Below are 24,777 nucleotides of genomic sequence, written 5' to 3'. Positions count from 1 at the left end.
CGATGCGCCTGTCGCTTCCGCGCTTTGACCGGTTCGACGTGCGCCGATGGCTGCGCGTCGTGTTGCTGGTGCAGGTCGGCATCGCCGTGGTGATGATCGCGGGCGACTGGCTGGGGCGCTATCGCCCGCAGCCGCCCTCCGCCGTGCCGGAGATGACCACGCCGGTCGCGCCGGGCGATCAGCGCCGCCGCTTCGATCCCGCGCGCCCGACGCCGCGCCGCGATGCGCCCGCGCTGCCGCCGGGGATCGAACTGCCGTCGAACTATCCCGACCGGCTGACCTTCGAGCGCGAAGAGGTCGAGGGCATCGGCTCGGTGCTGCTGCTAAACGGGGCCATCGCGCCGGGCGATGCGGATCGGCTGGAAACCTATCTCGCGGGTCTCACCGAAGGCGACGCGCCCGAGAAGGCCCCGGCGACGATCGCACTCAGCAGCCCCGGCGGCGAAGTGAGTGAGGCACTGGCGATTGGCCGCGTCCTGCGCGAGGCCGAGAAGAACACCGTGATTCTGCCCGGCATGGCCTGCATGTCGGCCTGTCCATATATTCTCGCCTCCGGACAGGAGCGCCGCGTCTCGCCCGACGGATATGTCGGGATGCACCAGCACTATTACGACGAGAACCTCTACATGCCCGCCTATTTCGCGGTCGAGGAAATCCAGCGCGGGCAGGGGCGGACGATGGAATATCTGATCGACATGGGCGTCGATCCCGGCGTGATGATCTACTCGCTGACGACCCCGCCGGAAGATATCTACATCCTGCTGCCCGAAGAGCTTCTCGACAGCCAGCTCGCGACGGCGATGCTCGAGTGATCCGGCGCGGCGATACCGGCTGACGACGCTGGGTCAACCTGCGATCCGGGCCCGCCTCTGCGCCTGAACACGAAAACTTCGTCTACTTCCGGTTGACGGCAGGATTTAGCCGAGTAGAGAGGCCATCGCGATTTTGTGCTGGCGTTTGCAGTGCGTGATCCGACACAACAAAGAAAAACAATGTGGGTGCACGATGCGCCCCGACTCCTGAGCAGAAGCGAGCTACCCTCGTGTCAGATACCCTATCTCCGACCGGGCAGAAGCCTGCGCCGGTCTCGGTTCAACCTTTCCAGTTCCGCGGTCTGTTCCTGACCGCCATCGCGCTACGGCTCGAGACAGACGCGCCTGATGACGTGTTCTATGCCGCGCTCGATGCGCAGCTTGCGAAGACGCCCCATCTGTTGGCCGGAGCGCCGATGGTGCTCGATTTCGCGCAGGTGCCGGAGTTCTCGAAACCGGCCGATGTGCGCGACATGATCGACAACCTTTTCGCGCGCGATCTGCAGATCTTCGGGGCGCAAAACGCCACCGAGGCGCAGCTAAGCGCAGTAAAAGGCTACGGAATTATTCCGATCAAGGTGGGCCGCGAGACCGCGATGCCCGAGCCGAAGCCGCAAAAGCCGCAAAAGCCGCAAAAGCCGCAGCCTGCGGCGAAGCGGGCGGCCCCGCCGGTCCCGCGCAACAAGGTCGTGCAGACGCCGGTGCGTTCGGGCCAGATGATCGTGGCCGAGCATGGCGATCTGACGGTGGTCGGATCGGTCGCCTCGGGCGCGGAACTGGTCGCGGCGGGCAACATCCATGTCTACGGCACGCTGCGTGGACGGGCGATGGCAGGCGCACATGGCGATGAGAGCGCGCGTATCTTCTGCCGCCAGCTCGACGCTGAATTGCTCGCGATCGCGGGCCTTTACAAAACGAGCGAAACCATCCCCGCGGAGCTTCGTCGCAAGCCCGTGCAGGTTTTCCTCGACGATGACAAACTCTGTGTGGAGGCGTTCGAATGACGCAACTCAAGGACGATTCGCCGCTCGGCAAGGTGATCGTGATCACCTCGGGCAAGGGGGGCGTGGGCAAGACCACGTCCGCCGCCGCAATCTCTGCCGGTCTCGCCAAGCGCGGCCATAAGACCGTCGTGATCGATTTCGACGTGGGGCTGCGCAACCTCGACATGATCATGGGCTGCGAGCGCCGCGTGGTGTTCGACTTCATCAACGTCATTCAGGGCGATGCACGGCTCAAGCAGGCGCTGATCAAGGACAAGCGAGTCGAGACGCTCTCGATCCTGCCGACCTCGCAGACGCGCGACAAGGATGCGCTGACGCAAGAGGGCGTCGAGAAGGTGCTCGACGAACTGCGTCAGGAATTCGACTACATCATCTGCGACAGCCCTGCCGGGATCGAGCGTGGCGCGCAGCTCGCGATGTTCTTCGCCGATGAGGCGGTCGTCGTGACCAACCCCGAAGTCTCCTCGGTGCGCGACAGCGACCGGGTGCTGGGCCTTCTGTCGTCCAAGACCCGCCGGGCCGAAAGCGACGGCGAGCCGGTCAAGGCGCAGGTGCTTCTGACCCGTCACGACCAGTCGCGCATCGACAAGGGCGAGATGATGACGGTCGAGGATGTGCTGGAGCTTCTGGCGGTCCCGCTGATCGGTATCGTGCCCGAAAGCAACGCCGTCCTGCGCGCATCGAACACCGGCATGCCGGTCGTACTCGACGAGCCGTCCAGCGCGTCGGCCGCCTATGACGACGCGGTCTCGCGCCTTCTGGGCGAGGATGTTCCGATGCGCATTCCGGGCGAGAAGCGTCCGGGCTTCATCGGTCGTCTCTTCGGGCGGTCCGCATGAGCCTGTTCGGTTTCTCGCTCAAACCCCGCCGCGCGAAATCGGCGCAGACGGCCAAGGACCGTTTGCAGATCCTGCTCGCGCATGAACGCGGAAGCGGGTCGGCGCAGGCCGACTACCTTCCCGATCTGCAACGCGACATCCTCGCGGTGATCCGCAAATACATGCAGATCGAAGAGGATGGCGTCGATATCCGGATGGAGCGCAACGACGATATCTCGAGCCTCGAGATCAATATCGAGATGCCCTCGGATTCGGAGAAAGCCGCCAAATCCGCGAAGTCCGCGAAACCGGCCGCCAAGTCGGCTGCCCGGAAGTAAGCGTTACTAGAGATGCTCCGGCGCGGCGGATTGGCTGCGCCGGAGAACGCTCTGCCGATGGCCGGCGTGCCAGAGATAGAGCGCCAAGCTCCCGATCACGATCGCCCCGCCGATCAGCATCGCGCGGCTCGGAGCCTCGCCCGTTCCCCACCAGACCCAGATCGGCCCGAGGATCGTCTCGAGCAGCATCAGCAGGCTGACGTTCGAGGCCGAGGTGTAGCGCGAGGCAAACGACAGCGACATGAACGAGATCGGCAGCACCACGCCGCCCGCCAGCGCGATTGCCCAGATCTGACCGCCCGTCACGGTCGCGCCTCCCGTCCAGAGCAGCGCTGAAAGTCCGGCCAGCCCGGCCCCGGAGCCGACGGCAAGCAGGATCGGCAGATGCGGATTGCGCCGGATCGTGACGAAGGTCGTCGACAGGCTCAAAGCGACCCCAAGCCCCGCAAGCGCGCCGTAGACCGGATTGCCGCCCACGCTCGCCGGGGCCGGGCCGAAGACGGCCAGCCCGATCCCGCTGAGAACGGCGGCGATGGCGAGCCATGTCGACCAGTGGGTGTTCTCACGCAGGAGCAGCCGGGACAGCAGCGCCGCGAAGACCGGCACGGTCGAGACGCTGAACAGCACGACCGACACCGGGGCGGCGGCGATCCCCACAGCAAACAGCGTCATGTTCGAGAAATGGCAGGCGACCAGCACCAACCCCGCGCCGCTGGCGAGCGCCTGCAGGTCTCGCTTCAGGTGGCGTCTGCGCAGGGTGATGGAGGTCAGCCACATCGCGCCGCCCATCAGCAAGCCGCGCCACATCACCATCTGCGCCCCGCTCATCTCCGACCAGCGCATCAGCAGCGTGTCGGGCGAAATCGCCAGCGCGCCGAACAGCGCGAGCAAAATCCCGAACATCGGATGTCTGGTCATGATGGGGCTCCCTGCGCGCGGACCGCGCGTCTGGCGATCTCTAGCGGTCCGCGCGCGAGGTTCCAAGGCCGGGCAAGAGAACACCGGCCCGAGGGAAGCGGGCCGGTGTCCCAGATCGCAAGGATTTTGGGAGATCAGTTCGGCAAGGCTCCGCAGAACCCGCCGCTTGCGACCTGACCGGATCCGAAGGCAAAGGCCGGTGGGGCTTGGTAGGGATTGATCGGCGCACCCAAAAGATCCGCGCCGATCAGGAGAAGCAGGCCCGCGAGGGCGGTGAAGGCAGTCGCTTTCCGTGTCATGCGCGTGCCTCCAGTCCAAGGCGGGGGCGCAGCCAGATGCCCAGATAGGCGCCCGCGAAGGCTGCAGCGAACCATACCCAGCCATGCAGGCTGCCGGTCGAGATGCCCGAGAAGAACGCACCCACGTTGCAGCCGAAGGCCAGTCGCGAGGAATAGCCCAGCAGGAAGCCTGCAATGATCGTCGCGGCCCAGGCGCGGGCCGGATAGCTCGGCAATTTCTGCGACAGCCCGCCCTGACGCCAAGCGGCGACCCCGAACGCGCCCGCGATCAGGCCGATATCGGTGAGCGAGGTGTAGTCGGTCAGCAGGCTCTCCTTCACACGGGTGATCGAGCCGGGGGCTGCGTAGAAGGCCGATTGCGTCAGGTCGAAGCCCATTCCGTTCACGCCCTTGGCGACCCAGAGGCCCAGCCCGTAGACCACGCCCCAAGGCTGCCCTGCGACCAGCAGGTTCGCGATGGCGAGCGCTGCGAGGACGAGGGCCGCGATGATGTAGCGCCGCGGCAGGCTTCGCGAGCCGCGCTTGCCGAGGAAGAACACGGTGGCCGCGACCAGCGCCAGCAGGACCAGCGTGACGGTCAACCCGCTCGTGCCGCGCAGCGTCAGGATCGGCAGCGCGCCGAGGTTGGTCCACCAGATCAGCCCATAGGCGCCGAAGAAGCTGCCGATGGCGAAGAACGGGAGCGCGAGCAGGCCGATCGGGTTGCCCGAGCCTGCGTTCACAAGCGTGCCCGAGCCGCAGCCCATCACAACCTGCATCGCCGCGCCGAAGACAAAGGCGCCGCCGACCATCGCGAAGCCGATCGGGGCCTGCGCGCCGGTTAGCTCGCCCGGATGGCTCGAGATCGCCGGGATCGCGACGATGGACACCAGCGCGATGGCCAGAAGCTGCGCGAGGATGCCCGCAGGCTCACGCCGCACGATCATCGCGCGCCAAGGGCCCGCAAAGCCGAAGCGCAGCCCTTCCAGCGCGATACCGAAGCCCAGCCCGATCGCCAGCATGAAGCCGTAGCGCGCGCCGCCGAACAGCGCGAGGGCCGCGACCGCTGCAAGGGCTGCGAGGATCAAAGCACTACGCCGGGCGATACCGCCCGACGCTGCCTGCCGTTCAAGAATGGCAGTGTTCATCATCAGCCTCCGGTGAGCTGGTTCAGAAGGTTCTGCAACAGACCGGGCGTGTTCGCCATCTCACCGTCGGTCTGGGAGTATTCCACCATCGACCCTGGATAGAGCTTCACGTTGTCGATGCCTGCAAGTTCGGACATGGCGAACCAGTCGGTCGCCGCCCAATGCCCGGTATTGCAGAAGGACACGACCTCTTCGCCGTCCTTGATGCCCAGCTGCTCTTTCAGAGCGGCCGCATCGGTTTTCGCGTCGATGACCGTCGCGCCCGAGCGGAAGAACTTGGTGTAGGGCAGGTTCTCGGCGCCGGGCAGGGTGCCGGGACGCGAAGCGGCGGAGTGCGCTTTCTTGCCCTCGAAGAAGGCGGGCGGACGCGCATCGACGAGCACAGCCTTGCCCTTGCCGTTGACGAGATCGCTCACGGCGGGCGTCTCCGCCGTCCAGCGGTCGTTCCACGTCAAATCGAGATCGGTCGGCATCAGGTTTTCGGTCACGTCCGACATCGGCAGGCCAGCGTTGGCCCAGGCGGTCGTGCCACCGTTCAGGATCGACAGCTCGGTGAAGCCAGTGCTTTTCAGCGTCCAGTAGACGCGTGCGGCTGCGCCGAAGTCAGTATCGGTATCGCCCTGCGCGATGATCACGATGGGGCGGTCGGGCTCGAGCCCGATCTGCTCGAAGGACGCCTGCAGCTTCGCGATCGGCGGCACCTGACCGGGATTGTCATCCGGGCCGCGGAACAGCGAATAGGGCGCATAGACGGCTCCGTCGATATGGCCTTTTTCGTAGCTGCCGGTGCGAATGTCGAGCAGCACCGGATCGACGGTGTCGATCTCGGCGTTCAGCTCGCTCGGGGTGACGAGCGGGCCGAGATCGCTGGCCATCGCAGAGCTGGCGGCGAAGAGAGCAGCGCCGGTCGCGACGGCTGCGGAAATACGTGCGAGACGGGTCATGGGTAACCTCGCTGGTTAAGGATTTTGTCCCAAATTGTTCAGGATTTTCGTGATGGCAAGCTTAAGCGGTTCACTGCTTCTATTGCGCGTGGGGAAAATATTCCAAATTCGTGATAGCTCGTGAGATATGTGTCCCTTTCCGTGTGGTGGGGTGGACGCGCGGTCCATCGCGGCGCTGAACCGCGCGACCGCGTTTTTATTCGCAGCGGAACGCCTTTCGGCCGCGATATCGGGGTTTCGGCGGCGTGACAGCCCCGTGTTCGGAGAATCGTCTGCCCCGGCCCCGGGTTGGCAGTCCCCGCCCGATGTCGTTAAGGATTGGGCAAGATGCGCGTCTGGGGAGGATCAACGTGAGCAAGTTATTCGTCGGTGTCGATGTCGGAACCGGTTCGGCGCGCGCCGGGATTTTCGATCGGGAGGGCACGCTTCTCGGCGTCGGCAAGCACCCGTTGGAGATGTGGCAGGACGATCATGGCCATGTCGAGCAATCGAGCGCCCAGATCTGGCAGGCGGTTTGCGATGCGGTGAAAGGGGCGTTGGCGGCCTCGGGGCAGACCCGCGCGATGTCGCGGGGATCGGGTTCGACGCGACCTGTTCGCTCGCCGTGATCGGTCCGGAGGGTGGGCTGCCCGTGGGCGATCCTGATGCGCCCGAGCGCGATGTCATCGTCTGGATGGATCACCGCGCCCGCGATCAGGCGGCGCGGATCAATGCGGGCGACCACGAGGTGCTGCGCTATGTGGGCGGCCGGATCTCGCCGGAGATGCAGACGCCGAAACTGATGTGGCTGCGCGAGGAGCGCCCCGAGATCTACGCGCAGGCCGTGCAATTCTTCGATCTCGCCGATTTCCTGACATGGAAGGCGAGCGGCGCGCTGGAGCGCTCCGCCTGCACGGTCACCTGCAAATGGACTTATCTCGCCCATGAGGGCAGCTGGGATCCGGACTATTTCCACGCGATCGGCCTTGGCGATCTGGCCGAGGGCGGCTTCGAACGGATCGGCGCGCGCATTGTCGATCCGGGCACGCCGCTTGGAGCAGGGCTGACCGAGGCAGCCGCCGCGCAGATGGGCCTGACACCCGGAACGCCGGTCGCAGCCGGTCTGATCGACGCGCATGCCGGTGGGATCGGCACCGTCGCGGCGCAGGGCGGGTCGGGCGATCCGGCGCATTGTCTGGGCTATGTCTTCGGGACCTCGTCTTGCACGATGACCTCGACGCGCGCGCCTGCCTTCGTGCCCGGCGTCTGGGGGCCTTATTTCTCGGCGATGATCCCGGGGATGTGGCTCAATGAGGGCGGGCAATCGGGCGCAGGGGCGGCGATTGCGCAGCTCGTGCAATTGCATCCGGCAGCAGCGGAGGCGCGTGACCGGGCGCAGGCCGCGGGTAAATCCGTGCCGGAATTCCTTGCCGATCTCGCGCTCGAGGCGGCGGGTTCGCCCTCGGAGGTCGCAACGCTCGCCGACGGACTTCACGTTGTGCCGGAGTTCCTCGGCAACCGCGCGCCCTTCGCCGATCCCGATGCGCGGGCGGTGATCGTGGGGCAGGGAATGGAGACCGGGCTGGACTCGCTCGTGGCGCTTTATGTCGCGGGGGTGTGCGGGCTGGCCTATGGGCTGCGCCAGATCATCGAGGTGCAGGCCGAACATGGTGCGCCGATCTCGGAGATTTCGATTTCGGGCGGGGCGGGGGCGCATCCCGTCACCCGCCAGATCATCGCGGATGCGACCGGGCGCGACGTCGTGGTCACCCGCTGCGAGGAACCGGTCCTGCTGGGGGCGGCGATGCTCGGCGCGGTCGCGGCGGAGGGGTTCGAGGACCTCCAAGCCGCGATGGGCGCGATGTCGCAGGTCGCATCCCGGTTCGCGCCCGCAGGCGGCGCGGTGGAGGTGTTGCACGCGGCGCGGTTCAACGCCTTTCTAACGCTGCAATCGACGGCGCGATCGGTGCGCGAGAGCATGGCCAAGGCAGCCGAGTGACGGGGCTCGCTGACAAGGTGTGACGCTGCGGCGCAGTGCGGTTTGGAACGCAGTGCTTGCTTTCGCAGGTCCGGTTTCGGACACTCTGCGGATTATAGAATGCGTTTCGAAACCCAAATCTTGAAAGCCAAATCGTGACCAGACCCAGCCGCCAACAAGAGCGGATCGACCAGATAACCGCCTTGCTCGATGTCTCGCCCGCCCTGCGTTTGCGCGACCTGTCCGAGCAGATGGGCGTGACCGAGATGACCCTGCGGCGCGACGCGGCGCAGCCCGAAGCGGGGTTTGCCTGCCGCGGCGGCTATATCGTCACCACCCGCACGACCGAGCATTACGACTTCGACGCGCAGATGAACCGCGCCATCGACGCCAAGCGCGCGGCGGCGGGTCATGCGCTGGATCTGGTGCCCGAGGGGGCAGTCGTGTTCCTCGATACCGGGACGACGCTGCCCCATCTCGCGCGGCTCCTCGCACAGGGCAAAGCGCGACGAATCATCACCCATTGTCTGACCACGGCGGAGATCCTTCAGGGGCGCAGCAGCGTCCCGGTCGAGTTTCTGGGCGGCGAAATCAAGTCGAGTACGCGCTCCTGCCATGCGGGAAATCCGCACGACCGATTGGCGCCTTTGAACATTGATGTAGCGTTCCTGTCGGCGGGCGGGCTCGATTCCGACGGGGCGCTTAGCTGTTCGCATGACTATGAAGTCCCTTTGAAACGTGCGGCGATAGAGCTTTCAAAACAGTGTTTTGTCGTCATGGACGCCAGCAAGATCGGCCAGCGAAAGCCCGTCGTTTTCGCGTCTCTCGACGAGGTTTCCGGCGTCGTCACCGAGGCCGGACTTCTCGCTGCAGCGCAGCTTAAGATGTAGTTGACACTTCCCTTCATCCCCTAGATGGTCCCGAGTTATGTTGCGATCGTAACATTACTTGGAGGGCCGGTTTCGGCATGCGCCTTAACCGGGAAACGCGGACGAGGAGGTCCGCTTGAAGGGAGAATTATCATGAAGCTCGGATTCATTCCGGCCGCTGCATTCGCGGTCGCCATGGCCACCCCGGCACTGGCGCAGCAGGTTGTTGACACGAGCAATGTCGACAAGGAAATGCTCAGCTCCGACAAGACCTATCACATCGCGACCGTTGTGAAGGTGGACGGCATCGCGTGGTTCGACCGGATGCGTGACGGCGTGAAGCAGTTCGGCGACGATACCGGCAGCGACACCTGGATGGTCGGCCCCTCGCAGGCGGATGCGGCAGCGCAGGTGCAGCTGATCGAGAACCTGATCGCGCAGGGCGTGGACGCCATCGCCGTCGTGCCGTTCTCGGTGGAAGCGGTCGAGCCGGTGCTCAAGAAGGCCCGTGATCGCGGTATCGTCGTGGTCAGCCACGAAGCCTCGAACATCAAAAATGTCGATTACGACATCGAAGCCTTCGACAACAAAGCCTATGGCGCGGAGCTGATGGACCACCTCGCCAAGCAGATGGGCGAGAAGGGCAAATATGTCGCCACCGTCGGCTCGCTGACCTCGAAGTCGCAAAACGAGTGGATCGACGGCGCGATCGAGCGTCAGAAGGAAGCCTATCCGGACATGTCGCTCGCGACGGATCGTCTGGAGACCTATGACGACGCCAACACCGACTACAACAAGCTGAAAGAGGCGCTGACCGCGCATCCCGACATCGCCGGTGTCGTAGGTGGTCCGATGCCGACCTCGGCGGGCGCCGGTCGTCTGATCGCTGAAGGCGGTCTGCAGGGCAAGCTGCACTTCGCGGGCACGGGTCTTCCGTCGGTCGCGGGTCAGTACATCTCGCAGGGCGATATCAGCTACATCCAGTTCTGGGATCCGGCGGTTGCTGGCTACGCGATGAACATGATCGCACTGGCCGAGCTGAAAGCGCGTGATTCGGGCAAGGACCATGCCGATATTAAGGCGGGCACCAACCTCGGTCTCGAAGGCTATACCGATCTCAAGGAAGCCGATAGCGCGGACGCGAAAGTGCTCTACGGGGCCGGCTGGGTCGGCGTGACCAAGGACAACATGGATCAATACGACTTCTGATCCCTGACGGTTCTCAAGCTCGGGTGGCGCGCGCGGTCGTGCCACCCGTTGCCGACCTGCCTGCGAGGAGACCCCCATGGCCACCGCTCCCCTGATCGAGCTGCGCAACATCTCGAAGCGCTTCGGCGGCGTGCGCGCGCTCGATGACGTGTCGCTGACGCTCGACGCCGCCCGCATCCACTGCCTCGCCGGCGAGAACGGCTCGGGCAAATCCACTCTCATCAAGATCGTCTCGGGCGTCTATCAGCCCGACGAGGGCGAGATCCTGATCGACGGCAAACCGGTCGGCAAGCTCGACCCCGCGACCTCGATCGCCCATGGCGTGCAGGTCATCTACCAAGATTTCTCGCTGTTCCCGACACTGACCGTGGTCGAGAACCTCGCGCTCAATACCTTCCTGCGCGAAGGCAAGACCCGGATCGACTGGCGCCGGGCGCGCAAAATGGCGCGCGACGTGCTGGCGCGGCTCGATGTGACGCTCGACCTCGATGCGACCGTCGAGACGCTTCCCGCCGCGGGCCGCCAGATCGTGGCGATTGCCCGCGCGATGCTCGCCGATGCGCGGCTGATCATCATGGACGAACCCACGACGACGCTCACGGGGCGCGAAGTCGAGCGCCTCTTCCGCATCGTGCGGGATCTGCAGGCCGACGGCATCGCCACGCTCTTCGTCAGTCACAAGATGCGCGAGATGCTGGAAATCTCCGAGCGTCTCACCGTCTTCCGCAATGGCAAGAAGGTCACCGAAGGCCCGATCTCGGATTATGACGAACGCTCGATCACCCGGGCGATGACCGGGCGCGATCTGCATCAGGGCCATTTCATAGCTCCCGATGTCAGCGGGCGTGAACCGCGGCTGGAGCTGCGCAACGTGACCGTCGGCGACAAGGCGCAGGGCATCAACCTGACGCTGATGCCGGGCGAGATCGTCGGCATGTCCGGCCTGATCGGCGCAGGCCGCAAGGCCATCGCGCAGGCGATCTTCGGTCTGCGCGGCGATATGTCCGGCGAGATGCTGGTCGACGGCAAACCCGTGATGCCGAAGAACGTCCCCGAAGCGATCGCGGCGGGCATCGCCTATGTGCCCGAGGATCGCCTGTCGGAGGGGTTGTTCCTGACCCGCTCGATCCGCGACAACGCGATCGTCTCCTCGCTGAGCCGTTTCGCGCCACATCTGTGGCTCGATGCCGAGAAGGCGGGGGAGGAGACCCACAAGATGTTCGGCGAGATGGCGATTTCCGCGCCGGGGATCGACGTGCCGGTGGGCACGCTTTCGGGCGGGAACGCGCAGCGCGTGATGATCGGGCGCTGGCTGATGACCGATGCGCGCGTGCTGATCCTGAACGGCCCGACCGTGGGCGTCGATGTCGGCTCGAAAGAGCAGATCCACGGCATCATTCAGGACCTGACCCGCAACAACGATCTGGCGGTGCTGATGATCTCGGACGACCTGCCGGAGTTGGCTGCGAACTGCAACCGCGTGCTGTGCATGACCGAGGGCCGCATCACCGGAGAACTCGCGGGCGACGCGCTGACCGAAGAGGCGCTCGACGCGGCGCTGTCCAACGAAAAACAAGGAGAGCCCGCATGAGATTCCTGCGCAGCTCCGACGCGATCATTCTGGCGATCCTTGCGGTCGCGATGATCTTCATCGGGTTGGTGAACCCGGCCTTCTGGCAAATGTCCAACCTGTTCAGCCTGCTCAAGGAAAACGTCGTCATCGGCATCATGGCGCTTGGCGTGCTGCTGGTGATGATCTCGGGCGGGATCGACGTGTCTTTCACGGCCTTCGCGGTCGCGGGGATGTATCTCGTGGTGCGCTCGATGGTGGCGCTCGACTATAACGGGCTGGTGCTGCCCTTCGCCTCGGCGATCGTGATCGGCGGACTTCTGGGCCTGATGAACGCGGGCATCATACATAAGTTCAAGATGATCCCGCTGATCGTGACGCTCGGTACGGCCTCTGTCGTGCGCGGGCTGGTGCTGGGCTTTGTCGGCACCTCGAACGTGAACATCAACAAGATGCCCGAGGCGCTGGTGAATTTCGGCAAGACCGATCTGTTCGTGCTCGAACGCGCGAATGGCTCGACCTATGGGCTGACCGCGATGATCGTGATCTATCTCGGCCTCGCCGTCGCGCTGCATCTGGTGCTGAAGCACACGATGATCGGGCGCTCGGTCTATGCCTATGGCGCGGACCCGGAGGCGGCGAAGCGCGTGGGTTTCTCGACCGGCCGCACGATGATCTTCGTCTACGTCACGGCGGGGGCGCTGGCGGGCTTTGCGGGGCTGTTGCACAGCTCGATGATCTGGCTCGCCAATCCGCGCGACTTCGTGGGGCTCGAGCTCGACGTGATCGCGGCGGTGGTGCTGGGCGGCGCGTCGATCTTCGGCGGGCGCGGCACGGTGCTTGGCACGGTGCTGGGCGTGTTCATCCTCGTGATGATCCAGAATTCGCTGATCCTGATGGGGATCGATACGACATGGCAGCGGGTCGTCGTGGGCGCGATGCTGGTTGCGGCCGTGACCGTGACGGCGCTGCGCGACCGCCGGGCTTTGGTGTGAGGCAGGGGAGATGATGATGAGCGAGACCAAGACCAACCCCGCCTCCCGGCCCGGCCTGCGCGGCTGGCTCAAGGGCGAGGCGGCACAGACCAACGTGATGCTGGCCGTGACCTGCGTGCTGGTGCTGATCGCGATGACGGCGCTGCGGCCTTCGATGTTCCTGTCGTCTTACAACTTCGAGTCGATGGCCTTCTTCATGCCGGAGCTCGGCATCCTGTCGATCGCGATGATGATCGCGATGCTGACCGGGGGGATCGACCTGTCCATCGTGGGCGTCGCGAACCTCGCGGGCATCACGGCCGGAACCCTTTTCGGCGCGATGGCGGGCGATGGCGGCTCGGGCGCATTGGGCCTCGGCCCGGTGACGCTCGGCGTGAGCGCCGCCCTGATCGTGGGGCTGCTGGCAGGGCTGCTGAACGGCTTCCTGATTTCGGTGCTGAAGATCACGCCGATCCTCGCGACGCTGGGCACGGGCCAAGTCTTCATCGGGATGTGCCTCGTGCTGACGGGCGGGCCTGCGATCGTCGGCTTCCCGCCGGGCTGGAACGCGATCGGCAACGGCAAGCTCGTGGGCATCCCGGTGCCGCTGGTGATCTTCGTGCTGGTCTGCATCGCGCTGTCGTTGCTGCTCGCGCGGACCTCCTTCGGGCTGCGGCTGAAGCTGATCGGGACGAACCCGAAAGCTGCGGTCTATGCGGGCGTGAAGCGCGGCCAGATGATCCTCTATTCCTACATGCTGACGGGGATGCTGGCCGCGATGGCGGGGATCCTGCTGTCGGCGCGGACCAATGCGGCGAAGTCGGATTACGGCGCGTCCTACCTGCTGCAGGCGGTGCTGATCGCAGTGCTGGGCGGGACCAACCCGGCAGGCGGTCGCGGCAATGTGCTGGGCGTGGCCCTTGCGCTGATCTCGCTGACGCTGTTGTCCTCGGGCTTCCAGATGATGCGGGTCTCGAACCACCTGATCGATTTCGTCTGGGGCGCCTTCCTGATCGGGGTGATTGCCCTCAATTCCTGGCGCCGCCGGAAAGGAGCGTAAGATGAGCGTGATCATTCCTCTTTCGCGTGAGCGGTTCGGCCCGGCCCCGAGCGTGCTCGCCAAGACCGACAGTTTCACCGTCACCGGCTGGCGCACCGCGCTTGGCATCGAGATGATCGGCGTGGACACCCCGCGCGGCCGGGTCGAGATGCTGCCCTACATGGGCCAGATGCTCTGGGATGCGGTGTTCGACGGCGTGCGTCTGACGATGGACAGCGCCTTTCCCGAGCCGCGCCCGGCGCAGGTGATCGTCGAGACCTATGGCTGTCTCGCCTATCACAGCGGCTTGCTGCGCAATGGCTGCCCCGGTCCGCAGGACGACCATCCGCTGCATGGCGAAATGGCCTGCGCCACGATGGATGCGGCCCATCTGGAGATCGGCGAGGACGGGCAGGGCGCGTTTGTGCGCCTTGGCGGGCACGTCGATTACATCCGTGGCTTCGGTCCGCATTACCGCGCGATGCCCTCGATCACGGTGCGGGAAAACACGCTGATCGAGATGGCGATGGCGGTCGAGAACCGCTCCGCCCTGCCGATGGACCTGATGTATATGTGCCATGTGAACTTCGCCTTCGTCGAAGACGGGCGCATCCATCAGGGGGCCCCCTTCACGCCCGACCGCACCCGCGTCCGCCGCGACGTGCCCGCCCATGTGCAGCCGACGAAAGCCTACACCGATTTCATCGAACGGCTGGCCGAGGCGCCCGAAGACAGCGCCACGCTGGACGCACCCGAGAAATGGAACCCCGAGCAGGTTCTCTATATCGAGCGCCCTGCCGCCGATGCGTCGGGCGAAAGCCATGCGCTGCTGGAGCGGCCCGCGGGCGACGGGTTCTCGATGAGCTGGCGGCCCGCTCAATTCGACCACCTCGCGCGCTGGATCCTCAACGGCGAGGATGCCTCGGTCGCGGCCTTCGCGCTGCCGTCCACCTGCGAGCCCGAGGGCTACACGGCGGAGAAGGCGAAGGGGAATGTCCGCAGCCTCGCAGCCGGAGAGACCGCGCATTTCGCGACCCGCTTCGGCTATACTGACAAGGCCGAGACTACCGCGCTCGCCAAGACGATTTCCGACCTGACGGAGAAAGAGAATGCCTGAGAAGATAGCCGTCGTCGGCTCGAACATGATGGATCTGGTGACCTATATCGACCGGATGCCGGGACGCGGCGAAACCTTGGAGGCCCCCGATTTCGCGATGGGGTTCGGGGGCAAGGGCGCGAACCAGGCGGTTGCCGCCGCGCGTCTGGGCTCGGATGTGGCGATGGTCACCTGCGTGGGCGATGACGGGTTCGGCCCGCAGGTCCGCGCCAATCTGGAAACCAACGGGATCGACACGACCCATGTGCGCACCGTCGAAGGCTCGGCCTCGGGCGTGGCGCCGATCTTCGTCGAGCGCGATGGCGAGAACGCGATCCTGATCGTGAAAGGGGCCAATGCGGCGCTGGCGCCTTCGGATGTCGATGCGGCGGCTGAGACGTTGCGCGCAGCCTCCGCGATCCTGATGCAGCTCGAGGTCGATCTGGAGACCGTCTATCACACCGTGGCCTTCGGGGCGCGCGAGGGGGTGACGACCATCCTCAACCCCGCGCCTGCGCATCCCGATCTGGATATCGCGCGGCTCGACGGGCTCGACTGGTTCTGCCCGAACGAGAGCGAGCTGGCGATGCTCTCGGGGCTACCCACCGGCACCGATGACGAGGTGATCGCCGCCGCGCGCAGCCTGATCGAACGCGGCATTCACAACGTCGTCGTGACGCTCGGCGGGCGCGGCGCGCGCCGGATCACCGCGGACACCGTCGAAGAGATCGCCCCGGTCTCGGTAAGCCCGGTCGACACCACCGGCGCGGGCGACGCTTTCATCGGCAGCTTCGCGCATTTCCTCGGCCAAGGGATGGAGCCCACCGCGGCGCTGACCCGCGCCGCGCGCTATGCCGCATTGTCGATCACCCGTCGCGGCACGCAAACAAGCTACGCGACGCCCGCCGAATTCGACGACTTTCTTTCCGAGCATGGGCTCGGCTGACTTATGCTGATCTTGTCCCGATCGCGCAGGCCCGGGGAAATCCCCGGATGTGGCGGCGTGGGTGTGACGAGTCCCGATTTAGGAGACACGCAATGAAGACCGAAATGAAGACCGAGACGCGCGCGGAAGGGGCCTTGGTGCCCACTGCTGCGGTCGCAGGGGAGCATGCGCGCAACCCCGGCATGGCGCTCGATGTGGGCATGTTCGAAGGCCACCGCGTCAACCGCGCCGCCGCCGAGCGCCGCTGCGCGACGCTGACGACCCGGCGCAGCGTGAAGAAGGCGCATCAGGCAGCGTGGCTGGTCAACGCGGTGCGCTGCGTCGATCTGACGACTCTTGCGGGCGACGATACCGAGGGCCGGGTGAAACGGCTCTGCGCGAAGGCGCGCAAGCCCTTGGCCTCGCATATCGAGGCGGGGCTGGGCCTGAGCGCGGGCGAGCTGACGGTGGGCGCGGTCTGCGTCTACCCGACGATGGTGCCCCATGCGGTCAAGGCGTTGGAAGGGTCGAATATCCCCGTGGCCTCGGTCGCGACGGGCTTTCCGGCAGGTCTGATGCCGCTGCATCTGCGGCTCGAGGAAATCCGCTGGGCGGTGGCGCAGGGCGCAGCCGAGATCGACATCGTGATCAACCGCGAACTGGCGCTGACCCGGAACTGGCAGGGCCTGCATGACGAGATCGCGGCGATGCGCGAAGCCTGCGGTGACGCCCATATGAAGGCGATCCTGGCCACCGGCGAGCTGGAGACCCTGAACAACGTCTACTCCGCCTCGATGGTGGCGATGCAGGCAGGGGCCGATTTTATCAAGACCTCCACCGGCAAGGAAAGCGTCAACGCGACGCTGCCTGTCAGCCTGACCATGCTGCGCGCGCTGCGCGATTACGGCATGGCCACCGGCCACCGCATCGGCTTCAAGCCCGCAGGCGGGATGAAGCAGGCGAAAGAGGCGCTGGCCTGGCAGATCCTGATGAAAGAAGAACTGGGCCGCGACTGGCTCAACCCCGACCTGTTCCGCTTCGGCGCAAGCTCGATGCTGGGCGATATCGAGCGCCAGCTGGAGCATTACGTCACCGGCCGTTACGCCGATAGCAGCCGTCACGCGCTGGCCTGAGGAGAGAGAAAAATGAGCATTCAGAACATCCTCGAAACGATGGAGTACGGCGTGGCCCCCGAAGACGACAGCCAGGCGCGCAAATGGCTCGCCAAGCATGAGGGCGGCTTCGGCCATTTCATCGACGGCGCGATGACCAAGCCGGGCGATCTGTTCGAAGTCCGCGATCCGGCGAGCGACACGGTGCTGGCGCGCGTCACGCAAGGTTCGGCGTCGGACGTGGATGCCGCCGTCGCCGCCGCGCGCAAGGCGCAAAGCGGTTGGGCGAAGCTTTCGGGCCATCAACGCGCGACGCACCTCTACGCTTTGGCGCGCCACATCCAGCAGCACTCGCGCCTTCTGGCGGTGCTGGAGACGCTCGACAGCGGCAAGCCGATCCGCGAGAGCCGCGACATCGACATTCCGCTGGTCGCGCGCCACTTCTACCACCATGCGGGCTGGGCCGAGATCCTCGAAGACGAGCTGCCGGGCCATAGCGCGCAGGGCGTTTGCGGTCAGATCATCCCGTGGAACTTCCCGCTTTTGATGCTGTCGTGGAAGGTCGCGCCCGCACTGGCCGCGGGTAACACGGTGGTGCTGAAGCCCGCCGAATACACGCCGCTCACGGCGCTGGCCTTCGCCGAGATCGCGCAGGAATGCGGTATTCCGAAAGGCGTGATCAACATCGTCACCGGCGATGGCGAGACCGGCGCTGCCATCGTCGGCCATGAGGGGATCGACAAGCTGGCCTTCACCGGCTCGACCGATGTGGGCCGCATTCTGCGCGAGCGCACCGCCGGGTCCGGCAAGGCGCTGACGCTGGAACTGGGCGGCAAATCGCCCTTCGTCGTCTTTGAGGATGCCGATCTGGACGCCGCCGTCGAAGGCGTGGTGGATGCGATCTGGTTCAACCAGGGCCAGGTCTGCTGTGCAGGCTCGCGTATCCTCGTGGCCGAGGCGGTGGCCGAGCGGTTCGAGACGCTGCTGCGCGCCCGGATGAAGACGCTGCGCACTGGCGACCCGATGGACAAGAGCACCGATATCGGCGCGATCGTGCATCCCTCGCAGCTCGCGCGGATCCGCGATCTGGTCGAGAAGGGCGCAAGCGAGGGCGCGACACTGACCCAAGGCTCCGCCCCGCAGGGCTGCTTCTTCCCGCCGACGCTGGTGACGGATGTCGAACCCGCAAGCGTTCTGGCAACCGAGGAGATCTTCGGCCCCGTGGTCACGCTCACCACCTTCCGCACGCCGTCCGACGCCGTGGCGCTCGCCAACAACACGCGCTACGGGCTGGCGGCCAGCATCTGGTCGGAGAACGTGAACCTGTGCCTCGATATCGCGGGGCAGGTGAAAGCCGGGATCGTCTGGATCAACTCCACGAACATCTTCGACGCGGGCGCGGGCTTCGGCGGCTATCGCGAGAGCGGCTTCGGCCGCGAGGGCGGGCGCGAAGGCATGCGTGCCTATCTGCGCAACCCCGCGGCGGCCACCGGCAAGGGTAAGGGCACGACGCCCGCCGAGCTGGAGACCGGCCCCGCAGACACGATCAAGGGCGGCGAGATCGACCGCACCGCGAAGCTTTATGTCGGCGGTAAGCAGGCGCGGCCCGATAGCGGCTACAGCTATCAGGTGAAGGGCGGCAAGGCGGTCGTGGGGCTCGCAGGGCTCGGCAACCGCAAGGACATCCGCAACGCGGTCGAGGCCGCTCATAAGGCCAAGGGCTGGGGCAAGGCCACGGGCCATAACCGGGCGCAGGTGCTCTATTATATCGGCGAGAACCTCTCGGCGCGCGGCGCGGAATTCGCCGCCCGTCTGGAAAGCTTCGGCGCCTCGCGCAAAGCCGCCGAGGCCGAGGTCGAGACGGCGGTGGAGCGCTGCTTCTGGTATGCCGCTCAGGCCGACAAGTTCGACGGCGCGGTCCATGCGACGAAGTCCGAGTTCGTGACCCTCGCGATGAACGAGCCGATCGGGGTGATGGGGCTGGTGGCCCCCACCGCGCAACCGCTTCTGGGGGCGATCTCGTTGGTGCTGCCTGCGATAGCGATGGGCAACCGCGTGGTGCTGGTCCCGAGCCAGACCCATCCGCTGGCGGCGACCGACCTCTATCAGGTGCTCGACACCTCCGACGTGCCGGGTGGCGTGGTCAACATCGTCACCGGCCCGCGCGACGAGCTGGCGAAGACGCTGGCCGCCCATGATGGCGTCGATGCGATGTGGTATTTCGGCAATGCCGAGGGCTGCCAGATGGTCGAGGCGCAAAGCGCCGGAAACCTCAAGCAGACCTGGGTCGAAGCCGATGACGCACGCGACTGGGCAGCCCGTGCGGGGCAGGGGCGCCTATTCCTCGACCGCGCGACGCAGGTGAAGAATATCTGGGTGCCCTACGGCGCGTGAGGCCTCTGACAGAGCATCGAGAAAGCGGGGCCGAGAGGTCAGGCCTTCTCAGTAAATGGTGCGCGTGAGAAACGTGAAGGGCTCGAAGCGCAATGGTCGCTTCGAGCCTGAACTTGCATGATACGACGTTACGCGGGAAGGTCAGCTTTGGCGCTGTTGGGCTTCGATCGCGCTCATTTCAGATGCCACCGCAGGACCGCCGCAATGCTGAACTCTCCCTTAGAAATTGGTGATTTCCGCATCTCAGAAGCAGATCAGCTCGGAGTCATATTCTTTGAGGCCGTGCGCGAAGGAGCTCGGGAATTCTATAATTTTGAGCAGCGGCGGGCTTGGGCGTCGGGGCCACCTTCTGGGCCGAACTGGGCATCACGCCTGACCGCTCAGAGAACTATGGTAGCGCGTTTGGCAGGCCAGCCCGTTGGCTTCATGACCTTGGACGATGATGGCTACATAGATCTTGCTTTCGTCGCGCCCGGCCACCAACGACAGGGCGTCGGTGGATCTCTCTATGCCCGGATCGAGGCAATCGCACGAGACGGCAAGATAGCACGCCTTCACTCCCATGCGAGCTATCTTGTCCGAGGCCTTTTTGAGCAGCAGGGGTGGGACGTGGTTTGCGAGCAGAAGATCGAAAGGGCTGGCGTTACATTGACGAACTTCCTGATGGAAAAACGTCTCCATTATCCAGCCCGGCGCACTGGCATCGCTGCGCACTCTGATGACAGCTGATCGTGAAGACCGAGCGGCGAGGTTCTGCGCCGTCACGCCTAGCCGACATCCGCCGCAGACGGCTCTCGAAGATCTTGTCGGGAGCTGCTGAACGACATGGCGTCGCGCCTACAAGGCGTAGGCCCCACGCTGCACCATTTGCTGCAAAGGGTTGGCCCCGAAAGGGGCCGCTTTTTCATGCGGGATCGACGCGCGCAAAGCCGCGCCAAGCGGTAAACGCAAACAGACGCGACCAGACGGTGCGTGATGAAATCGCTTTGAAATCAGGGGAATAGTGGCAGTCCGTAGGGGAATCGAACCCCTCTTTCCAGGTTGAAAACCTGGCGTCCTAACCGATAGACGAACGGACCGCACAACGCTCAGTCAGGGCTCGGAAGTGGCAGTCCGTAGGGGAATCGAACCCCTCTTTCCAGGTTGAAAACCTGGCGTCCTAACCGATAGACGAACGGACCACTCTGAACCTTCCGGGCATACCTGCCTAAGGTGGAGCGGTGTTTAGGCCAGAGAACCGTGACTCGCAAGAGGGTAATTGCGGATTTTCGGAAAGTTTTTGCCCCTCCGTTACGGCAGGCTGGAAGCCTTGGAATTACAGTCCTTTTCTGCGTACGACGGCGGGGTGGCGGTTACGCTTCGGCGGCGTCTTCGAGGCGCAGCTGCACCTTGTTGCGCCCACCCCATGTGTTGATCTCCAGCCGCCCGGCGAGGTGGAAGCGCTGCGCGCCCGGCTGGCTCAGCGCGGGGCCGAGCGGGCCGTCGAACGCGCCGAAGCAGATCGCCTCGATCCGACCGCCCATACCGTCGCCGAAATTGAAGCGCAGGTGGCTTTCCCCGATCCGGCGCGCGCCCACGACTTCCATATCTGCGAAGGCGAAACGAGGAGCGGGTGCGCCCTGGCCGAAGGGGCCAGCGCGATCCAGATCTTCGATCAGCTGCGGCGTCGCGGCGCCCGGCATCAGCATCCCGTCGAGGCGCAGGTCGCGCGGTCCGATTTCGCCCGCGCCCTGTTTGGCCAGAAGCTCAGACAGGCGCGCCATCGCGGGCTCCAGCTTGTCTTCCTCGACCGTAAGGCCCGCGGCCATCTTGTGCCCGCCGCCTTTCAGCAGCAGCCCCTCAGCGGCAACGCGCTGGATCGCGGCCCCGATATCGACACCCGCGACCGAGCGGGCCGAGCCTTTGCCAATCCCGCCCTCCACGCCGATCACGACCGAGGGGCGGTTGGTCGCCTCTTTTAGCCGCGCGGCCACGATGCCCACGACGCCCGGATGCCAGCCCGCACCCGCGGCCCAGACCAGCGGCGCATTCAGCCCGCGCTCCTCGGCCTGGCTCAGTGCGGCTTCACGCACGGCGTTCTCGACCTCTCTGCGCTCGGTGTTGAGCTGGTCGAGCCGGTCCGCAATGGATTGCGCCTCGTGCGGGTCGGTTGTCGACAGTAGCCGCGCGCCCAGATCGGCGGCGCCGATCCGTCCGCCCGCATTGATCCGCGGGCCAAGCACGAAGCCCAGATGATAGGCGGCGGGCGCGCGATCGAGCCGCGCCACGTCCGACAGCGCCACGAGGCCGGGCCGCTCGCGCCGGGCCATGATCTTGAGCCCCTGACGCACCAGCGCCCGGTTGCAGCCCGTGAGCGGGGCCACATCGGCCACAGTCGCCAGCGCGACCAGATCGAGAAGCGTCATCAGCGGCGGGCCTTGCACGCCTTCGTCACGCAGCTGCCGGTTCGCCTCCACCAGCATCAGGAAGACAACCGAGGCGGCGCAGAGATGGCCAAGCTCGCCGGTCTCGTCCTGACGGTTCGGGTTCACCACGGCCAGCGCCGGCGGCAGGGTCTCGCCGCCCAGGTGGTGGTCGAGAATGACGACATCGGCGGGTTTCGCGGCGGCCACAGGCTCGTGGCTCAGCGTGCCGCAATCGACGCAGACGATCAGCGGATGCTCGGCGCCGAGGCTCTCCATTGCGGGCACGTTCGGCCCGTAGCCCTCGTCGATCCGGTCGGGAATATAGAGCGTCGCCTCGCGCCCCATTGCGCGCAGCCAGTTGATCAGCAGCGCCGCCGAGGATCCGCCATCGACGTCGTAATCCGCGAAGACCGCGATCTTCTCGCCGGCCTTCACCGCTTTCAGGAAGCGCGCGGCTGCCTGCTCCATGTCGCGCAAGGATCGCGGATCAGGCAGCAACTCGCGGATCGTGGGTTCCAGGAAGCCCTCGCTCTCCTCCGGCGTCACGCCGCGCGCGACGAGGATGCGGGCGAGCGGCAGGGGCAGGCGCGTCTGCTGCGCCATCGCTTCGGCCAGCCGGTCAGCCTCGGGTGTGGGGCCGATCCAGCGGCGGCCTGTCAGGGATTGCTCGACGGAAAGGAAACTGCTCATGCCTTTGGGTGTAGCCAAATCATGCGAGCCCTGCCAGCCACTATGACGCGGAGCTCACTCAGGTATGTCTTGCAGCAGAGCCTGGCGCGAGTCCGAGGCGAATTCGCGCCGCCAGAGCATCCCTGTCGTGAACAGCGTCGCCGCAATGAGCGCATAGGGCCCCAGCAGCCACGCCAGCGTCGCCAGCGCGAAATAGACCGAGCGCAGCCCGCGATTGAAGCTTTTCGCCGCGTTGATGTTCACCTGCGCCGCCTGCTCGGCGCGCGGATAGGCCAACGGGTCCTCGGGCTCGTTGGGCACCGCCGCCATCGCGATTGCGGCATAGGAAAACAGTCGGTGCGACCAGACGAATTTCAAAAACGCATTCGCCCCGAACAGAACGGCGGTGAGGATGCGGGCCTCCCAGAGCAGATCGGGGCCGCGCGCGATGTCGAAATCATCGGCGAGATTCGCGAGCGGCTGCGGATTCGCGATCAGCGCCAGCCCGGCACCGATGGCGATCAGCGAAGACGAGGCGAAGAAGGTCGTCGATTGCCGCAGCCCATCCACCATCGCCGAATCGAAGATCCGCGGCTGGCGCGTCACGAGCTGGCGCATCCATTCGCGACGGTAATTCTCCATCAACTTGCCCATCGAAGGGCGGGCGGCACTCGGATGTTCGGTCGTCCAGCCGATCACCATCCAGCAGGCGACCAGAAGGGCGAGCGCCGCGAGGTCGAGCGGCCCGAGCGGGCCGATATGAAACGTCGTCATCATATCGACAGTTAGCGCGATGCGGCTTCTCTTGTCACCGGGGCTTATTGGTTATATTTTCTGACCAACCGGGAGGAGTTTGCCATGGAAATGCCCAAACCGAAGGAGGATCTGCTGGCGCGCAAGCCGCAGATCATCGCCCGCCTGCGCGAGGTTCTGCCCGCGGATGCGGTGATCGACGACCCCAGCGAGACGCGTGCTTATGAGTGCGACGCGCTTTCGGCCTATCGCTGCCAGCCGCTGGGCGTGGTGCTGCCGCGCTCGACGGCGGAGGTCGCGGCGGCGCTGAAGGCCTGCCACGAATTGGGCGTGCCGGTGGTGCCGCGCGGCGCGGGCACCTCGCTTGCGGGCGGTTCGATGCCGCAGGCGGATTCGGTGGTGCTGGGGCTCGCGCGGATGAATGCCGTGCTCGAGACCGATTACACGAACCGTTTCATTCGGGTCGAAGCGGGGCGCACGAACCTCTCGGTGACCGGGGCGGTGGAAAGCGACGGCTGGTTCTACGCCCCTGATCCGTCCTCGCAGCTCGCCTGCGCGATCTCGGGCAATATCGCGATGAATTCCGGCGGCGCGCATTGCCTGAAATACGGGGTGACGACGAATAACCTCCTCGGCGTGACGCTGGTCACGATGGAGGGCGAGGTGGTCGAGATCGGCGGGCCGTATCTGGATGCGGGCGGGCTTGATCTGCTCGGGCTAATCTGCGGCTCGGAGGGGCAATTGGGCGTCGTGACCGAGGCCACGCTGAAGATCCTGCCCAAGCCCGAAGGCGCGCGCCCAGTGCTGATCGGGTTCAACTCGAACGAGGTCGCGGGCGCCTGCGTGGCCGATATCATCAAGGCGGGCATCCTGCCGGTCGCGATCGAGTTCATGGACCGCCCCTGCATCGTCGCGACCGAGGCCTTCTGCCATGCGGGCTATCCCGATTGCGAGGCGCTGCTGATCGTCGAATGCGAAGGCAGCCCGGCCGAGATCGACGAGCAGATCGGCATGATCCGCCAGATCGCGACCCGTCACGAGCCGGTCGAGTTCCGCGAGGCGCAATCGGCCGACGAGGCCGCGCGGATCTGGCTGGGCCGGAAATCGGCTTTCGGCGCGATGGGGCAGATCAACGATTACATGTGCCTCGACGGGACGATCCCGGTCTCGGAGCTGCCCTTCGTACTTCGCCGGATCGGCGAGCTGTCAAAGGATTACGGGCTCGATGTGGCGAATGTCTTCCATGCGGGGGACGGCAATATGCACCCGCTGATCCTGTATAATGCCAACGAGCCGGGCCAGCAGGAGCAATGCGAGAAGCTGGGCGCGGAGATCCTGAAGCTCTGCGTCGAGGCCGGCGGTTGCCTGACCGGCGAGCATGGCGTGGGGATCGAGAAGCGCGACCTGATGGACGTGCAGTTCGAGCCCGCCGATCTGGAAGCGCAGATGCGGGTGAAGGACGTGTTCGATCCGAAATGGCTTTTGAACCCGGCGAAAGTGTTTCCGCTGGGCGCGAGCGCGAGCCGCCGTGCGAGCTGACGGCGC

The 24,777-nt window shown here is 65.5% G+C and carries 21 protein-coding genes, 2 tRNA genes and 1 pseudogene; 16 read left to right on the top strand and 8 right to left on the bottom strand.

Annotated features, from left to right (window positions below; all coding sequences use genetic code 11):
* Positions 1 to 2 precede the first annotated feature (2 nt).
* The 4 genes from AKL02_RS14185 (at position 3) to minE (ending at position 2,972) form a co-directional block, all read left to right on the top strand.
* Entirely contained in the window at positions 3 to 812 is an 810-nt protein-coding gene (locus AKL02_RS14185) for a COG3904 family protein (protein WP_083078199.1), read from the top strand.
* A gap of 230 nt (positions 813 to 1,042) precedes the next feature.
* Positions 1,043 to 1,816 carry a septum site-determining protein MinC gene (gene minC, locus AKL02_RS14180; protein WP_083078198.1) on the top strand — a complete coding sequence of 258 codons (774 nt, stop codon included), beginning with the start codon at positions 1,043 to 1,045 and terminating at the stop codon, positions 1,814 to 1,816.
* Positions 1,813 to 2,655 (top strand): septum site-determining protein MinD, encoded by an 843-nt coding sequence (gene minD, locus AKL02_RS14175; protein ID WP_083078197.1) that lies wholly within the window; start codon positions 1,813 to 1,815, stop codon positions 2,653 to 2,655. Before minC ends, minD begins: the two co-directional genes overlap by 4 nt.
* Entirely contained in the window at positions 2,652 to 2,972 is a 321-nt protein-coding gene (gene minE / locus AKL02_RS14170) for a cell division topological specificity factor MinE (RefSeq protein ID WP_198453191.1), read from the top strand. The genes minD and minE overlap by 4 nt, the downstream gene beginning before the upstream one ends.
* A 6-nt stretch (positions 2,973 to 2,978) precedes the next feature.
* Here the strand turns inward: minE and AKL02_RS14165 are convergent, their stop codons facing one another.
* The 4 genes from AKL02_RS14165 to AKL02_RS14150 all read right to left on the bottom strand — a co-directional run bounded on the left by AKL02_RS14165 (position 2,979) and on the right by AKL02_RS14150 (position 6,260).
* Positions 2,979 to 3,890, bottom strand: a complete 912-nt coding sequence (locus AKL02_RS14165) for a DMT family transporter (protein WP_083078196.1) — start codon at positions 3,888 to 3,890, stop codon at positions 2,979 to 2,981.
* A gap of 134 nt (positions 3,891 to 4,024) precedes the next feature.
* On the bottom strand, positions 4,025 to 4,189 hold the full coding sequence (locus AKL02_RS14160; RefSeq protein ID WP_165756988.1) for a hypothetical protein: 165 nt from the start codon (positions 4,187 to 4,189) through the stop codon (positions 4,025 to 4,027).
* The gene (locus tag AKL02_RS14155) at positions 4,186 to 5,304 is read right to left on the bottom strand and encodes a YeeE/YedE thiosulfate transporter family protein (protein WP_083078216.1); all 1,119 of its coding nucleotides are present in this window, start codon (positions 5,302 to 5,304) and stop codon (positions 4,186 to 4,188) included. Before AKL02_RS14155 ends, AKL02_RS14160 begins: the two co-directional genes overlap by 4 nt.
* 14 nt (positions 5,305 to 5,318) lie before the next feature.
* Positions 5,319 to 6,260 (bottom strand): sulfurtransferase, encoded by a 942-nt coding sequence (locus AKL02_RS14150; RefSeq protein WP_078547891.1) that lies wholly within the window; start codon positions 6,258 to 6,260, stop codon positions 5,319 to 5,321.
* A gap of 305 nt (positions 6,261 to 6,565) precedes the next feature.
* Between AKL02_RS14150 and AKL02_RS14145 the strand changes: the two are divergent.
* The 11 genes and pseudogenes from AKL02_RS14145 to AKL02_RS14095 all read left to right on the top strand — a co-directional run bounded on the left by AKL02_RS14145 (position 6,566) and on the right by AKL02_RS14095 (position 20,134).
* Positions 6,566 to 8,238: pseudogene (locus AKL02_RS14145) on the top strand (FGGY-family carbohydrate kinase).
* A 134-nt stretch (positions 8,239 to 8,372) separates the two neighbouring features.
* Positions 8,373 to 9,107 carry a DeoR/GlpR family DNA-binding transcription regulator gene (locus tag AKL02_RS14140; RefSeq protein WP_078601676.1) on the top strand — a complete coding sequence of 245 codons (735 nt, stop codon included), beginning with the start codon at positions 8,373 to 8,375 and terminating at the stop codon, positions 9,105 to 9,107.
* Positions 9,108 to 9,239: 132 nt separating this feature from the next.
* Complete coding sequence (locus AKL02_RS14135) at positions 9,240 to 10,295, top strand: autoinducer 2 ABC transporter substrate-binding protein (protein ID WP_083078194.1); 1,056 nt, start codon at positions 9,240 to 9,242, stop codon at positions 10,293 to 10,295.
* Between the two features lie 76 nt (positions 10,296 to 10,371).
* Positions 10,372 to 11,886 (top strand): sugar ABC transporter ATP-binding protein, encoded by a 1,515-nt coding sequence (locus AKL02_RS14130; RefSeq protein WP_083078193.1) that lies wholly within the window; start codon positions 10,372 to 10,374, stop codon positions 11,884 to 11,886.
* Positions 11,883 to 12,860 carry an ABC transporter permease gene (locus tag AKL02_RS14125; RefSeq protein ID WP_083078192.1) on the top strand — a complete coding sequence of 326 codons (978 nt, stop codon included), beginning with the start codon at positions 11,883 to 11,885 and terminating at the stop codon, positions 12,858 to 12,860. Before AKL02_RS14130 ends, AKL02_RS14125 begins: the two co-directional genes overlap by 4 nt.
* A gap of 16 nt (positions 12,861 to 12,876) precedes the next feature.
* Entirely contained in the window at positions 12,877 to 13,899 is a 1,023-nt protein-coding gene (locus AKL02_RS14120; protein WP_232621627.1) for an ABC transporter permease, read from the top strand.
* A gap of 1 nt (position 13,900) precedes the next feature.
* Complete coding sequence (locus AKL02_RS14115; RefSeq protein ID WP_083078191.1) at positions 13,901 to 14,995, top strand: DUF4432 family protein; 1,095 nt, start codon at positions 13,901 to 13,903, stop codon at positions 14,993 to 14,995.
* Positions 14,988 to 15,920, top strand: a complete 933-nt coding sequence (gene rbsK / locus AKL02_RS14110; protein WP_078520199.1) for a ribokinase — start codon at positions 14,988 to 14,990, stop codon at positions 15,918 to 15,920. Before AKL02_RS14115 ends, rbsK begins: the two co-directional genes overlap by 8 nt.
* A 104-nt stretch (positions 15,921 to 16,024) precedes the next feature.
* A complete protein-coding gene (deoC, locus tag AKL02_RS14105) occupies positions 16,025 to 17,032 on the top strand; it encodes a deoxyribose-phosphate aldolase (protein WP_078549732.1) in 1,008 nt (335 codons plus the stop codon).
* A gap of 12 nt (positions 17,033 to 17,044) precedes the next feature.
* Complete coding sequence (locus tag AKL02_RS14100; protein ID WP_198453190.1) at positions 17,045 to 19,405, top strand: aldehyde dehydrogenase family protein; 2,361 nt, start codon at positions 17,045 to 17,047, stop codon at positions 19,403 to 19,405.
* 204 nt (positions 19,406 to 19,609) lie between these two features.
* The gene (locus AKL02_RS14095; protein ID WP_165756987.1) at positions 19,610 to 20,134 is read left to right on the top strand and encodes a GNAT family N-acetyltransferase; all 525 of its coding nucleotides are present in this window, start codon (positions 19,610 to 19,612) and stop codon (positions 20,132 to 20,134) included.
* Between the two features lie 275 nt (positions 20,135 to 20,409).
* Here the strand turns inward: AKL02_RS14095 and AKL02_RS14090 are convergent.
* From AKL02_RS14090 to AKL02_RS14075, 4 genes are all read right to left on the bottom strand, one after another.
* Positions 20,410 to 20,484 (bottom strand) — tRNA-Glu (locus tag AKL02_RS14090).
* 27 nt (positions 20,485 to 20,511) lie between these two features.
* Positions 20,512 to 20,586: transfer RNA gene (locus tag AKL02_RS14085), tRNA-Glu, on the bottom strand.
* A gap of 171 nt (positions 20,587 to 20,757) precedes the next feature.
* On the bottom strand, positions 20,758 to 22,500 hold the full coding sequence (gene recJ, locus AKL02_RS14080; protein ID WP_083078189.1) for a single-stranded-DNA-specific exonuclease RecJ: 1,743 nt from the start codon (positions 22,498 to 22,500) through the stop codon (positions 20,758 to 20,760).
* A gap of 54 nt (positions 22,501 to 22,554) precedes the next feature.
* Positions 22,555 to 23,256, bottom strand: coding sequence for a DUF599 domain-containing protein (locus tag AKL02_RS14075; RefSeq protein WP_083078188.1), 702 nt, complete (start codon positions 23,254 to 23,256; stop codon positions 22,555 to 22,557).
* 81 nt (positions 23,257 to 23,337) lie between these two features.
* On the opposite strand from AKL02_RS14075, the gene AKL02_RS14070 reads away from it, so the two are divergent.
* Positions 23,338 to 24,771 (top strand): FAD-linked oxidase C-terminal domain-containing protein, encoded by a 1,434-nt coding sequence (locus AKL02_RS14070; RefSeq protein ID WP_078520196.1) that lies wholly within the window; start codon positions 23,338 to 23,340, stop codon positions 24,769 to 24,771.
* Positions 24,772 to 24,777: the final 6 nt, after the last annotated feature.

Source organism: Thioclava electrotropha (assembly GCF_002085925.2).
GTDB lineage: Bacteria > Pseudomonadota > Alphaproteobacteria > Rhodobacterales > Rhodobacteraceae > Thioclava > Thioclava electrotropha.
The sequence above is the reverse complement of the archived record's forward strand: the minus strand, read 5'-3'. Positions and strand labels throughout refer to the sequence as shown.